The sequence below is a fragment of the Paraferrimonas haliotis genome, from assembly GCF_002282895.1.
In the GTDB taxonomy this organism is placed as follows: domain Bacteria; phylum Pseudomonadota; class Gammaproteobacteria; order Enterobacterales; family Shewanellaceae; genus Paraferrimonas; species Paraferrimonas haliotis.
The window spans coordinates 150,824-165,221 of sequence record NZ_NRRB01000001.1; the positions used below are offsets into that span (position 1 = coordinate 150,824).

The 14,398-nt window shown below is 49.5% G+C and carries 12 protein-coding genes; 5 read left to right on the forward strand and 7 right to left on the reverse strand.

The features are described from left to right. Window positions 1–2 precede the first annotated feature (2 nt). Genes CLC91_RS00675 through CLC91_RS00685 form a run of 3 tightly spaced genes read left to right on the forward strand, consistent with a single transcriptional unit; the run spans window position 3 to window position 5,543 of the window. A complete protein-coding gene (locus tag CLC91_RS00675; protein WP_198950886.1) occupies window positions 3–2,360 on the forward strand; it encodes a glycoside hydrolase family 31 protein in 2,358 nt (785 codons plus the stop codon). A 27-nt stretch (window positions 2,361–2,387) separates the two neighbouring features. Beyond that, a complete protein-coding gene (locus tag CLC91_RS00680; protein WP_095497030.1) occupies window positions 2,388–3,884 on the forward strand; it encodes an MFS transporter in 1,497 nt (498 codons plus the stop codon). A 12-nt stretch (window positions 3,885–3,896) separates the two neighbouring features. Continuing rightward, on the forward strand, window positions 3,897–5,543 hold the full coding sequence (locus CLC91_RS00685) for an alpha-amylase family glycosyl hydrolase (RefSeq protein WP_095497031.1): 1,647 nt from the start codon (window positions 3,897–3,899) through the stop codon (window positions 5,541–5,543). Here the strand turns inward: CLC91_RS00685 and CLC91_RS00690 are convergent. Further along, window positions 5,540–6,550: a LacI family DNA-binding transcriptional regulator gene (locus CLC91_RS00690; protein ID WP_095497032.1), complete on the reverse strand. Its 1,011-nt coding sequence runs from the start codon at window positions 6,548–6,550 to the stop codon at window positions 5,540–5,542. The genes CLC91_RS00685 and CLC91_RS00690 overlap by 4 nt on opposite strands. An 83-nt stretch (window positions 6,551–6,633) precedes the next feature. Here CLC91_RS00690 and glk point away from each other — a divergent pair, with 83 nt between their 5' ends. Continuing rightward, window positions 6,634–7,602, forward strand: coding sequence for a glucokinase (gene glk / locus CLC91_RS00695; RefSeq protein WP_095497033.1), 969 nt, complete (start codon window positions 6,634–6,636; stop codon window positions 7,600–7,602). Between the two features lie 89 nt (window positions 7,603–7,691). On the opposite strand, the gene accC is transcribed toward glk, so the two are convergent. From accC to yjgA, 5 genes are all read right to left on the reverse strand, one after another. Next, window positions 7,692–9,038 carry an acetyl-CoA carboxylase biotin carboxylase subunit gene (gene accC / locus CLC91_RS00700; RefSeq protein WP_095497034.1) on the reverse strand — a complete coding sequence of 449 codons (1,347 nt, stop codon included), beginning with the start codon at window positions 9,036–9,038 and terminating at the stop codon, window positions 7,692–7,694. Between the two features lie 17 nt (window positions 9,039–9,055). Next, on the reverse strand, window positions 9,056–9,511 hold the full coding sequence (gene accB / locus CLC91_RS00705; RefSeq protein ID WP_095497035.1) for an acetyl-CoA carboxylase biotin carboxyl carrier protein: 456 nt from the start codon (window positions 9,509–9,511) through the stop codon (window positions 9,056–9,058). A 10-nt stretch (window positions 9,512–9,521) separates the two neighbouring features. Next, window positions 9,522–9,980, reverse strand: coding sequence for a type II 3-dehydroquinate dehydratase (gene aroQ, locus CLC91_RS00710; RefSeq protein WP_095497036.1), 459 nt, complete (start codon window positions 9,978–9,980; stop codon window positions 9,522–9,524). A gap of 167 nt (window positions 9,981–10,147) precedes the next feature. Next, complete coding sequence (cysE, locus tag CLC91_RS00715; protein WP_198950901.1) at window positions 10,148–10,924, reverse strand: serine O-acetyltransferase; 777 nt, start codon at window positions 10,922–10,924, stop codon at window positions 10,148–10,150. A 26-nt stretch (window positions 10,925–10,950) separates the two neighbouring features. Further along, entirely contained in the window at window positions 10,951–11,475 is a 525-nt protein-coding gene (yjgA, locus tag CLC91_RS00720) for a ribosome biogenesis factor YjgA (protein ID WP_095497038.1), read from the reverse strand. 130 nt (window positions 11,476–11,605) lie between these two features. Between yjgA and pmbA the strand changes: the two genes are divergently transcribed. After that, a complete protein-coding gene (gene pmbA, locus CLC91_RS00725) occupies window positions 11,606–12,940 on the forward strand; it encodes a metalloprotease PmbA (protein WP_095497039.1) in 1,335 nt (444 codons plus the stop codon). 16 nt (window positions 12,941–12,956) lie between these two features. Here pmbA and mgtE read toward each other — a convergent pair whose 3' ends face one another. Then, window positions 12,957–14,318: a magnesium transporter gene (mgtE, locus tag CLC91_RS00730; protein ID WP_095497040.1), complete on the reverse strand. Its 1,362-nt coding sequence runs from the start codon at window positions 14,316–14,318 to the stop codon at window positions 12,957–12,959. Window positions 14,319–14,398 lie beyond the last annotated feature (80 nt).

Below are 14,398 nucleotides of genomic sequence, written 5' to 3' on the forward strand. Positions count from 1 at the left end.
CCATGCGCCAGTGGATTTTTGCATTCGTTTGTTTAGTAGGCAGCGGCTCTGCACTTGCGACACAGGTTGTAAGCCACAAACTGGTAGATGAGCAATTGCTCATTGAAACCGACAATGGCCCAGTATTGGTCAGTGGATACGGCAATGGAGCGATGGCTGTTCATTATCAACCTAAAGGGGTTAAACAACTGCCATCCTTTGCCATTGATGAGCAGGCGCCCATTGTGCAGGGTGAATTAAGCGATGATGGCGACGTGCTTCATTACCGACTTGCCGAAATTCGCGCTGAAATTCAAAAGTCGCCGTTGCAGTTTCGCTTTTATCAAAACGACAAGCTGTTAGTCGCAGAAGAAGCCGGTTTGGTGTCTCACGATTCGGTGCGGGGTTTTCGATTCGCTCTTAATGATGAAGAAAAGCTCATTGGCGGTGGTCAGCGAGTGGTTGGCATGGACCGTCGAGGCATGCGCCTACCGCTTTATAACAAAGCGTCTTACGGCTACACCACTCATGCGGAACAAATGTATTTTGGTCTGTCAGCGGTAATGTCCACCAATAAGTACGCCTTGGTGTTTGATAACTCCGCCAGTGGCTGGATGGATTTGGGTAAAACCGAAGCCAACATTTTGCAATTTGAAGCCAAAGGCGGGCGTACCGCTTATTTGGTCGCTGCGGGGCATAACTACCCCAGCTTAATTGAAAACCTCACCGAGGCCACCGGTCGCCAACCTTTGCCACCACGCTGGGCGCTGGGCAACTACGCTTCTCGTTTCGGTTATCGCAGCGAACAGCAAGCCCGTGAAACCGTTGCCAAGTTCATTGAAGAAGACTTCCCGTTAGATGCCATTGTGCTGGATTTGTATTGGTTTGGTGCAGATATTAAAGGGCACATGGGCAACCTCGCCTGGGATCGCAAAGCGTGGCCGAATCCGCGCAAAATGATAAGAGACTTTAGTGACCTTGGCATTAATACCGTGCTGATTACTGAGCCGTTTGTGCTCACCAGCTCCAAGCGTTGGCAGCAAGCGGTAGACGCTAAAGCGTTGGCGCACGACTTTGCTGGAAAGCCTAAAACCTTCGATTTCTATTTTGGTAACACCGGCTTAATCGATGTCTTCAGCCAGTCTGGGCAAGAGTGGTTTTGGGGAATCTATCAGGAGCTCTTGAAAGACGGTGTGGCCGGCTGGTGGGGTGACTTAGGGGAGCCTGAAGTGCATCCGCACGATGCTATTCACGCTCTTGGCAGCGCCGATGAAATCCACAATGCCTACGGCCACCAATGGGCCAAATTGGTGTTTGAAGGCTTGCAACAAGCGCAACCGGACAAACGGCCAATGATCATGATGCGCTCTGGCTTTATTGGCTCTCAGCGCTACGGCATGATCCCTTGGACCGGCGATGTCAGCCGCAGTTGGGATGGCTTAAAACCGCAAGTAGAATTGGCTTTGCAAATGGGGCTGTTGGGCTTGGGCTATACACACAGCGACCTCGGTGGCTTTGCCGGTGGCGAACAATTCGACGCTGAAATGTACACCCGCTGGATGCAATACGGCGTGTTTCAGCCGGTTTATCGCCCACACGCTCAAGACAACATCGCTCCAGAGCCGGTGTTTCACGATCAACAAACCAAAGACATTGTTCGTCGCTACGTCAATTTGCGTTACCAATTAATGCCTTATCTGTACACCTTAGCCTATGAAAACAGCACCTCGGGCATGCCGTTGATGCGCCCTTTGATGTTCAGCGATGAAACAGATTTAAGCTTAGTGGATAACAAAGACGCCTATTTTTGGGGTGATGCATTTTTAGTGGCACCTGTGGTTGAAGCCGGCGCTAAATCGGTTGCCATCGATTTGCCAAAGGGGGTGTGGTTTGACTTTTTTACCAACGTACGCTTTAACGGCGGTCAAGCCATTGATATGCCGGTTAGCATTGACACCATTCCGGTATTGGTAAAGGCGGGCAGCTTTATTCCCATGGTGGCGGTGCAACACAACACCAAGGATTACACCAGCGCCAATTTAGAGCTGCACTATTACCACGACGACAGTGTCCGCAAAGCCTATGACTTCATGTATGAAGACGATGGCGTTAACCCTAAAGCCATCGCGCAGGGGCAATATCAGCTTTTAGAGTTTAAGGCGGATTATGCCCATCAGTTACTGACCTTACATTTGCACCAAAATGGCGACTACATGGGCGCTCCAAAATCTCGCCAAGTCACGGTAACGATTCACAACTGGAACAAACAACAAGCTCAAGTGACCCTGTCTGGTAAAACCTTAGACAGCCGCATTGAGCAAGGTAAGTTAATGTTCACTTTGCCTTGGAACCAGGCTGAGCAGGTCATTAGCATCCGCTAACTAATAACAACGAGAAGAGGACGCTCCATGGTTAACGAAAAACCCAATTTAAGTTTTTGGCAAATATGGAATATGTGCTTTGGCTTTTTAGGCATTCAATTTGGGTTTGCTCTGCAAAACGCCAACGTCAGTCGTATTTTCCAAACCTTGGGCGCCGATATGGAGACCATTCCCTTGCTGTGGATAGCGGGGCCGGTGACTGGCTTGTTGGTGCAGCCGATTGTGGGATACTTCAGCGACCGCACTTGGAATCGCTTAGGTAGACGTCGTCCTTATTTTCTTTACGGCGCCTTGTTTACCAGTTTAGCGCTGGTGGCCATGCCAAACTCCAGTGCTCTGTGGATGGCGGCGGGTATGCTTTGGATTATGGATGCCGCCATTAACGTGTCGATGGAACCGTTTCGAGCCTTTGTTGGCGATAATTTACCGAAACGCCAGCAGCCCAAAGGTTATGCCATGCAAAGCTTCTTCATTGGCGTAGGTGCGGTGATAGCTTCTATGTTGCCGTTTCTGTTGGCAGGCATGGGTGTCAGTAACGAAGCTGGCCCTGGAGAGATACCCGATACCGTTAAATATTCCTTCTATTTTGGTGCGGTGGTGCTGTTTGTGGCGGTGGGGTGGACTGTGGTATCCACCAAAGAATACTCCCCAGAGCAGTTGGCTTCATTTGAAGAGCAGCAACAGCATAGGCAGGAATCTGCGCAGCAACGTTCTGCCGATGCATACAACAAAGGCGCTTTATTTTGGTTATTGCCGGGCGTTATGGGTGCGGCATTGGTTTATTTCATGGGCCTTGATAAGCAGCTCTACATTCTGTCGATTGGGGTCGCGCTATTTGGTCTAGCTCAGTTCTACGTAGGCATGCGTCGCCAAGGGAATGGCCAAGGTAATGGTTTCGATACGGTAATGGACGACTTATTCAACATGCCAACCGTAATGAAACAACTGGCCGTTGTGCAATTTTTCTCATGGTTTGCCTTGTTTGCGATGTGGATCTATACCACTGCAGCGGTCACTCAGGTGCATTTCGGCTCTTCCGATCCCACCTCCGCGGCCTACAACGAAGGGGCGAACTGGGTTGGGGTGTTGTTTGCTGCATACAACGGCTTTGCCGCCATCGCCGCTTTAGTTATTCCAGCCATGGTGAGTCGATTCGGTTTACGCAAGGCGCACCTTGCCAACCTCTTGATGGGTGCTGCGGGTTTGGCTTCCTTCCTCATTATTCGCGACCCTAACTATTTGCTGGTGGCTATGGTGGGCGTAGGCTTTGCGTGGGCCTCTATTTTGTCACTGCCCTACGCCATGTTAGCCGGTTGCTTGCCGGCTAAGAAAATGGGGGTGTACATGGGTATATTTAATTTCTTCATTGTCATACCTCAGTTGTTAGCGGCCACCTTGTTAGGACTCATTTTAAAGTACCTATTCGCTGCAGAGCCGGTTTACGCCTTATTAATTGGCGCGCTCAGCCTGGCCATCGCCGGAGCGTTCGCGTTGCGAGTATCAATACAACCGACTCAACAATAAGGGAAAACCGTCATGTTAAAACCCACGATTACGTTAATCGCCTTAAGTTTATCACTGGCGGCCTGCTCTAATGCCAGTGCACCCGCTAAACCACTGACTAAGCTTTCCGGTACTGACCACCCCTTTGCCAGCGAGTCGGTTTATTTTGTGTTGACCGATCGCTTCGTAGACGGCGATAAAACCAATAACTATGAATCCGATTCTGGCTGGAATCTGCCGCTGGTTTGGGACAACGGTGATGAGGGTAATGTGGGCTTTATGGGGGGAGACTTTAAAGGACTGCTTAACAATGCCGATTACATTAAAGACATGGGGTTTAGCGCTATTTGGATGACCCCCATTGTGCAAAATCCGGCGGATGCGTTTAATGGTGGCAAGCGAATTCAGGCCCATGGCTTTGCTATGGATAAAGGCAAGGCCGCTTATCACGGCTATTGGGGAGTCAATTTTTATAAGTTAGATAAGCATTTGCCCTCGGCCGATTTGGACTATGCCCAATTGAATCAGGCCCTTTCTGAAAAAGGACTGAAAACGGTATTAGATGTGGTTATTAACCATGGCTCCCCTGCCTATACCATGGAGACCGTGTTGCCTGATTATGGCAAATTGTATGACAAAGACGGCAGCTTAGTGGCGGATCATATGAACCTTGCACCGGCGCAATTGGATCCCGACAACGAACCACTGCACCGTTTTTTCAATCAGCAGCCCGATTTAGCAGAGCTTGCGGACATGAATGTATCCAATCCTGAGGTGATGGACTACTTCGTTAACGCTTATCTGCAATGGCTCGACCAAGGAGCGGGTGCTTTTCGGATTGATACGGTTAAACACGTGCCCACCGAAGCTTGGGGTGAGTTTAGTCAGCGCATCCGTGCTAAATACCCGCAATTGTTCATGTTTGGCGAAGTGTATTCGTTTGATGCAGAGGAAATTGCCCAGTATACCCACCCGGACAACGGCGGCATGAGTGTACTTGATTTTCCAATGAAGCAAGCGCTGGGGGAGATGTTTGAACAGAACAAAGGGTTCGAAACACTATTGCCGACATTGCATTTAAAGGACGGTCCCTATGCCAATCCCTATGAATTGACCATCTTTTACGATAACCACGATATGCCGCGTATGAACGCCGACGATAACGGCTTTATTAACGCCCACAATTGGTTGTTCACCGCCCGCGGCATTCCGGTTATTTACTATGGCTCTGAAATCGGCTTTGAGCGGGGAAAGGCGGAGCACAAAGGCAATCGTAATTACTTCGGTCAAGAGCGTATCGAACAGGCTAAGCAGCACCCGATTCGAGCCAAACTTGCGGACATCGCTATGGTGCGGGCGCAAAATGTAGCGCTGCAACGGGGACTGCAATTCAATCTTGAGTTTAAAGGGGATAGAGCCAGTTTTTATCGCGTTTATCAAGACGGTGAGCAAAGCCAAACCGCCTTAGTGCTGCTCAATAAAGGCGATAAAGCGCAGCGCTTTGAGATTAGCCAATACTTGCAGGCGGGCACCTGGACTGACGCCCAAACCAAACAAACTCAAACGGTGGCGGCTAACCAAGCCTTGATCACTGAAGTAGCCCCTCATGCGGTTAAGGTGCTGGTAATGAGCGAGCCCGTAACCGATGCTGACTTTATTAGTGCGTTAACCCAGAACTAGGTGCTGCTTCTAACTACTATGTTGGTGGCAATGGTAATGGACTCGACTGGCTCTTCTTTGATGAGGGAGAGCAGGGTGGTCACTAACACTTCACCAGCAAGCTTAGTATCTTGGCGAATGGTGGATAAGGCAGGCGAGGTGTAGCTGGCAATAGGAATGTCGTCAAAGCCTATAACGGCGATATCACCGGGAACCTTGAGGCCCGCTTCTTTAATGGCTTTAATGGCGCCAATGGCGATTAAATCGCTGGCGGCAAACAGCGCGGTGAACTCGGCGTCGCCTTGCAGTAATTGCTTGGTGCTTTGATAACCGGCATCTTCGGTGGTAATGGCATCTTGTTGTAAAGCCGGCTCGACCGCTAATTGGTGTTCAAGCAGTGCCGAGACATAGCCTTGGTAACGGTCAAAAAATTCAGGGTAATGTTTGGAAGCATTGCCAACGAACGCTATGCGCTGATGACCGCGTTCAATAAGGTGAGAGGTGGCTTGATAACCGCCTAAACGATTATCACAGCTAATGGAAAGTCCGGTGTCTGATTCTGGTCCCCATCTTATAAAACGGGTGCCTTGCTGTTTTAGTTGAGCTAATTTTGGTTGCGATTCGATATCATCTCCGTAACCTAGAAGAATAATGCCATCGGCTTTGTGGCTGTCCTCGTAGTCAGCGTGCCAATCGTTGGACAGCTGCTGAAACGACACTAATAAGTCGTAACCTTGCTTAGCACAGGCTTGGGTTATGGACGCGAGCATGGCAAAGAAAAACGGGTTAATCAGTGAGTCGTCGGTGGTGGGATCTTCGAAAAATAATAAGGCCAAGGTGTGGCTTTGCTGAGATCGCAAACTGCTGGCGTGCTTATCAACCTTATAGTTAAGTTGGTGAGCAATGGCTTTCACTTTGTCGATGGTTTCTTGTTTGACCAAGGGCGAATCGCGCAAGGCACGAGAGACCGTGGACTGAGAAACACCGGCAAGATGAGCGATATCAAATGAGGTGGCTTTGCCTTTCATAGGGGGTAACAGGCTCTTATTATTGTTCGTTGCTTCATCAATATAACAGATGAATTTAGTTGGCAAAACCAGAGAAACCAATAATGACACAATACACAATTGTCGCAGATATAGGCGGTACTAACGCGCGATTTGCATTAGCTAGCCAAACCGAAGAAGGCGTGCACACCCAAGAAGTGCGCTTTTATCCGTCTAAGAATTACATCAGCCTAGAAGCGGTTGTGCGTGAGTACATGAGCAGTTTGCCCGAGGGAATCACACCCGACAGTGCCTGTTTAGCGGTGGCGGGTCCCATCGATAAATACTCGGTAACGGTAACCAATTTGGGTTGGCACAATAACGTTGATGAGCTTCGCCGCCATTTGCAACTCAAGCACCTAAAAGTCATTAACGATTTTGTCGCCTATGCTTATTCCATCCCTTTACTGCCGGAAAACCAATTGCAGTCGGTGAAACCGGGGGACGCTATGAAATGTTCACCACGGGTTGTGTTAGGGCCGGGCACGGGATTTGGGGTGGCTTCACTGGTGCCTATGAATGACCGCTGGCACGCCATTGCCTGTGAAGGAGGCCACATCAGCCTCGCCTCTACCAATGCGCGCCAAGCAGCGTTGGTGGAAATCTTAGCCAGACGTCATTCCCACGTGAGTGTTGAAACCATTTTATGTGGCCAAGGACTGGTTAACTTGTACAAAGCCATGGGCACCTTCTTAGACGCACCAACCCCCTTAACCACGCCTGCTGAAATTACCGCTGCGGCGGATGCTCGTAGCCCTCTTGCCTGGGAAACCTTAGATGAATTTTGCCGCTGGTTAGGCAGCGTTACTGCCGATATGGTATTGGTGCAGGGTGCACGGGGCGGCGCCTATTTAGGGGGCGGAATTTTACCGCGCATCTCCGAGTTTTTGCAGCACAGTGACTTTACCCGCGCTTTTGGTCAAAAAGGCAAAATGGCGGAGTATCTAGAGCCCATCCCCGTGTCTTTAGCGCTGAAAAGCGATACCGCATTGATGGGCGCGGCGGCTTGGTATTTTGATAACCGAGACAGCTAGTTCTGCCTTTTTAACCTCCCCTAAAACAACAATGCCCCATCGTTAGCGACGGGGCGTTGTACTTCTACTCGATAACAAAGGATTTAACGCTAGCCTTCCTGTTCGAGCTTCTTCTCTAAGTAATGGATGTTTGAGCCACCGTTTTGGAAGTTCTCATCGTCCATAATGCGCATTTGCAAGGCGGTGTTGGTTTTAATGCCATCAACCACGAGTTCCCGCAGCGCATTTTGCATGCGAGCAATGGCGATACCGCGGTTTTCACCGTAAGTGATAAGCTTACCGATCATTGAATCGTAGTAAGGCGGCACTCTATAGCCTGCATAGATGTGCGAATCCCAGCGGATACCCATTCCACCAGGCGGGTGGAAGCGAGTAATTTCGCCTGGGCTTGGGATAAAGGTTTGCGCATCTTCGGCGTTAATTCGACATTCAATGGCGTGGCCACGAATAACAACATCGTCTTGAGTTAACGACAAAGGTTGGCCTGCGGCAACGCGCAATTGCTCCTTAATCAAATCCACACCAGTAACCATTTCGGTGACAGGGTGTTCTACTTGAATACGGGTGTTCATTTCAATGAAGTAGAACTCACCGTTTTCGTATAGGAACTCAAACGTACCGGCGCCACAGTAACCAATTTCCACACAAGCTCGGGCACAGCGCTCGCCAATGAACTTACGCATTTCTTCGGTAATACCGGGTGCTGGCGCTTCTTCAACCACTTTTTGGTGGCGGCGTTGCATAGAGCAATCACGCTCACCTAAGTGAATGGCATTGCCATGGCTGTCGGCCATTACCTGAATTTCTACGTGGCGAGGGTTTTCAAGGTATTTTTCCATGTAAACCGCTGGGTTGTTAAACGCCGCACCGGCTTCCGCTTTAGTAAGCTCAATGGAATCAATGAGCTCACCTTCGTTGCGTACAACTCGCATACCGCGACCGCCGCCACCGCCAGACGCTTTAATGATGACGGGATAGCCAATGCGTCGAGCAAGGCGAATGTTGCGCTCGCTGTCTTCATTGAGCTCGCCATCTGAGCCGGGCACGGTAGGAACGCCAGCGCGTTTCATCGCTTCAATAGCCGATACTTTATCGCCCATTAAGCGAATGACATCCGCCGATGGGCCAATGAATATGTATCCGCTTTTAGCAACTTGCTCGGCAAAGTCGGCGCTTTCCGCTAAAAAGCCATAACCTGGGTGAATGGCAATGGCGTCACTAATTTCCGCTGCGGCGATCAGCGCCGGGATATTAAGGTAGCTTTCTAAGGCTGGTGCGTTGCCGATACAAACGGTTTCGTCAGCCAATAATACGTGCTTTAAGTCTTTGTCTGCCTTCGAGTGAACCGCAACGGTTTTGATGCCTAACTCTTTACAGGCACGCAAAATCCGTAGCGCAATTTCGCCTCGGTTTGCTATGACTACTTTATCTAACATATGGCTAGCCTTCTTATTTATTCGATGATGAACAAAGGTTCGTCAAACTCTACTGGCTCGCCATTGTCAATAAGAACTTCTTTAACAACACCGGCTTTGTCGGCTTCAATTTGATTCATCATTTTCATGGCTTCAATGATGCACAAGGTGTCACCAACATTCACTTTTTGGCCAACTTCTACAAAGGGTGCAGAGCCTGGGGTTGCGGCGCGATAAAAAGTACCAACCATTGGCGATTTCAAGGTATGTCCCGATACTGCAGCTGGCGCAGCTTCTGCTGGCGCTGCTGCAACGGCTGCTGGAGCAGGAGCTACTGCAGGGGCTGCCGCCGGTGCCTGGATGACTTGGGTAGCAGGAGCCGCTTGACCGTGACGGCAAATACGTACCGCCTCTTCGCCTTCGGTGATTTCCAGCTCGGCAATGCCGGACTCTTGAACTAATTCAATCAGTTTCTTAATTTTACGAATATCCATAACGATTCTCTCAGTCTTGTTGGTTGTTAGCTGACTGCAAATATTGCGCTGCAGCCACTAGGGCAAATTGATAACCTTGCGCACCCAGCCCGCAAATTACGCCGACGGCCTTATCCGAAAAATAGGAATGTTGGCGAAACGGTTCGCGGGCGTGAACATTAGATAGGTGCACTTCGATAAAAGGTATTCCAACACCGGTGAGCGCGTCTCTCAGGGCGACACTGGTGTGGGTATACGCCGCCGGATTTATCACAATAAAATCGGCGTCGCTGTTGTGTATTGCTTCAATGAGTTGATGCTCGGCGTTAGCTTGAACATGAGTTAACGATAAACCTAAGCTGTCGGCTTTGGCTTGAGCGTCGCTCACAATGCGGTCTAGGGTTAGCGTTCCGTAATGTTGCGGTTCTCGAGTTCCTAATAGGTTTAGATTAGGACCATTAAGAAGCAGAACTTGCTGATTGTTCGACATTTTGTAGCTATCCTCGGCAACTCGTTGGCTAACATGATGCTAACGTGCAAAGCACGTATAGTCCATAAGCAAATGCGCGTTAGCTTGTGAACTAACGCGCACATTTGCACCATTATAGAGTTTTCGACGACAATCGCAGCAAAATACTGGTCTAATGACCGAGAATTTTAGTCTTTGAGGACGTTTTGCTCCATATCGAGCGCAGGCATTGAGCTTGATGGCGAGCCGACAACCCTTGCTGGAATGCCGACGACCGTGGTGTGGGGGGCAACTGGACTCAGTACCACAGAACCCGAACCAATTTTAGCACCTTCGCCAATTTCAATGTTGCCAAGTACTTTCGCACCGGCACCAATCATAACGCCTTGTCGAATTTTAGGGTGGCGATCACCGTTTTCGTTGCCGGTACCCCCTAAGGTTACCGATTGCAAAATCGATACATTATCTTCGATGACACAGGTTTCACCGACGACGATGCCGGAGGCGTGGTCAAACATAACCCCTTTGCCAATGGTTGCGGCTGGGTGAATATCGACGCCGTAGGTTTCTGATACACGGCTTTGCAAATATAAGGCGAGGGCTCGACGATCGTTTTTCCACAAACAATGGCTGATGCGATGGGCTTGTAACGCTTTATAGCCCTTTAGGTACAGCAGCACAGTGGCGCATTGGTCAATGGCCGGGTCACGCTCTTTCACTGCACAAATATCGAAGCCAGCGCATTCAACCAACTTAGGATGTTTTGCATAAGCGGTTTGAATGACTTCTCTTAAGGTAATGGCCGGCATGTTGCTGTCACCCAATTGATTTGCCAGCATATAGCTTAAGGCGGCGCCTAAGTCGTCGTGGCCAATAATACTGGAGTGAAAGTAACTCGCCAGAAAGGGCTCTTTTTCCGACTGTAATACTACTTGGCTCTTAATTTCTTGCCAGACGTCTTTAATGTTAACCACTTTGGTTCTCCATCAACTTATTCTTGCAGTAACTGCTCGCGTAGGTATTTAAACAGTTCACGACTCGCTTTGGGCGGTTTGTTGGTGCTTGCCTCTTTATTGGCTTGGCGAACCCAGTTACGCAATCGCTGTCTATCTAATTCAGGATGTTCACTGAGCAATTGTTCAACGGCGGAATTGCCCTCAGCGATCAATGTATCTCGCTGCTGCTCAATGGCGTGAAACTTCGCATTGTTAATGGCGTGCTCGTTTTCTATCTCATAAAGCGCCTGTTTTATCGGTTCGATTTCAATATTGCGCATGATTTTGCCAATGTACTGCATATGGCGCCGTTTCGCTTCGTGCTTTTTCTCAAGACGATGCGCCAATTCGATGGCCTCTGCAAGAATGGGCTCTAGCGGTACTTTCGCCAGTTTAGCCGGCGCTAAGTTAACCAGCTTTAAGCCGATTTTCTGCAAGGCTTCTGATTCACGCTTAAGCTGTGATTTGCTGACAAACTCAGGCTCTTGCTCTTGTTCCGGCTTATCCGAAAAAGGCTTCATGATAAATTTCTCAATAACTAATAGAACAGTTTGCTTATATTAACAGTTTATAACGGTATTTTGCGTGTTAGGTGAAAAGAAACGCGTTACTTCTGTTATGCTTATCGCAAATTGCTATTGGAGATAAGCTGTGACTCAGCAAAAGTTGGACAGTGAATTGGAGCGCCTAAAGCAGGCCGTCGCGGTTGCCGTAGAGCAAGCGACCACTCTTGGCGCCGATCAGGCGGAAGTGGCCATTAGCCGACAACAGGGGTTGTCGGTGGGTACCCGCATGAAAGAAGTGGAAACGGTTGAATTTAATCAAGACGGTGCGCTGGGCATTAGTTTGTACCTAAATGGCTGCAAAGGCACTTCTTCCACATCGGATCTAAGTCCTGAAGCGATAGAACAAGCGGTTAAAGCGGCATTTAGTATTGCTAAATACACGCAAGCTGACGAGGCCAACGGCCTAGCTGATAGCGAGCTCATGGCAACGGACCCGAAAGATCTGGATTTATGCCATCCGCAAGATTTTACGCCGGAGCAACTGCAAGCATTAGCCATTAGAGCAGAAAGTGCGGCGATGGATGCTGGTATTGAGCATTCAGACGGTGCCCATGCATCGGCACATACCGGCCTTAAAGTGTATGGTAATAGCCATGGCTTTTTGCACGGCAAGCTTACCAGCCGTTATGGCATCAGCATGGTTGCCATTGCTGAGCAAGACGGCAAGATGCAACGGGATTATGACTACACGTCAGCCCGTCGCTTTGATGAGCTGTGGACCCCAGAGCAAGTGGGTCAAGGAGCCGCTGAAAAAGTGTTATCACATTTGGGCGCGCGCAAGTTAGAGACGCAAACCTTGCCTGTGCTGTTTCAAAAAGAAGTGGCCACTGGCTTAATTGGTCATTTGGTTCACGCCATCAGTGGTGGGGCTCTATACCGTAAATCGAGCTTTTTATTGGATAAACTTGGGGAAGTTGTTTTTCCTAGCTGGTTTAACATTCATGAGAATCCATGGATAAAAGGCGGCTTAGGCAGTGCGGCCTATGACAGTGAAGGAGTGGCCACTAAGCCAGCCGATATCATCACTGACGGCGTACTCGCTCAATATTTGCTTACCAGTTACTCAGCGCGTCGCATGGGCATGCAGACCACAGGTCATGCTGGTGGTATTTATAACTGGCACATTCAAGATACTGGCGTTGATTTTCAGCAAATCTTAAAACAAATGGATAAAGGCATATTAGTCACCGAAGTCATGGGGCAGGGCGTAAACACAGTGAACGGCGATTACTCGCGCGGTGCCGCTGGTTTCTATGTGGAAAACGGTGAGATTCAATACCCAGTGGAAGAGTTCACCATTGCCGCTAACTTGAAAGACATGTTCGCCAACATTGTGGCTATTGATAATGAGCGAGAGACTCGCTCAGCCATTGGCACCGGTGCGGTGTTAGTTGAGTCAATGAAAATTGCCGGTAACTAGTTTACAAAAGACGGAGTTACAACAGCACTAAGGTCGCCAGCCCTAAAAAGGCAAATAAACCGATAACGTCGGTGATGGTGGTGAGCGCCATTCCACCGGCGAGGGCTGGGTCGATATTCAGCTTTTTCAGTAACAGCGGAATGGCAGCACCGGCTAATCCTGCCACGGTTAAGTTCACCAGCATGGCGCCGCTGATAAGGATGGCAAACGACACTTCGCCTTTCCATAGCCAAACCACCACAAAAATGAGCAAGGCCCAAATAAGGCCGTTTAGAAACCCAATGGCCAGCTCTTTGCCGATGAGCCAACGGGCGTTGGAATCGCCAATGTGGCCTAGCGCCAAACCGCGGATCACCAGAGCGAGGGTTTGGTTACCGGCAACGCCGCCCATTGACGGCACAATGGTCATCAAAATAGCGATGGTGGCGAATTGCTCTAGGGTGCCTTCAAACATGCTGCTTACCGAGGCGGCTAACAAAGCAGCGAATAGATTGACCGTAAGCCACAAGCTGCGGCGCAGGGTACTTTTGAACACAGGCCCAAAGGTATCCACGTCGTCTTCCATACCCGCCATACTCAACATGGAGTGTTCCGCATCTTCACGAATAACATCCACCACATCGTCAATGGTAATTCGCCCAAGCAACTTACCGTCGTTATCAATGACCGGTGCCGATACCCAATCATGACGCTCAAACAGCATGGAAACCTTACTGTCTTCCATATCCACCGGGATGGCTTCAAGCTCTTGGTTCATCAATTTTTTGATGGTGATGTTGGGGTCACAGGTGAGCAGGGTGGTAATGGCGACTCCCCCTAATAGCTTGTCTCGCTTGTCCACAACGTACAAGGTATCGGTAGCTTCTGGCAGTTCGCCGCGTATGCGCAGATACCGCAAAATGACATCCACACTGATGTCTGGACGAATGGCCACGGTGTCGGTATTCATGAGACTGCCGGCGGTGTCATCAGGATAAGACAGCGCTTGCTCAACCCGGTGTCTATCTTGAGTGTCCATGGATTGCAGCACTTCTTGATACACAGAATCGGGCAAACTTCTCAGGATATAAGCCAAGTCATCGGTGTCCATGCCGGCGGTCGCAGACGCTAAGCTTTCGGCGCTCATTTGGCTGATTAAGCTGTCTTTAACGTCTTCTGGCAGCTCTTCAAGAATTTCACCTTGTTGGTCATGATCCACCATTTGCCAAAGCACCATACGGGTCTTGGTTGGGGACGATTCCAACAAAAAAGCGACGTCGGCACAGGCCATGTGGTGCAGCATTTGGCGTACGTGCACGAACATACCGCTGCTTAAGGCTTGGTTGACCTGAAGCAGTTGTTCTTCGCTGGTTTGTGTATCGAGTACGTCGAGTGCCATCAACTTTCGCCTTTGCCTATGCTTGGCTAAGTCTATCTTAAATAAAATGAAATATCAGGTCGGATGTGGATAACTGAGGG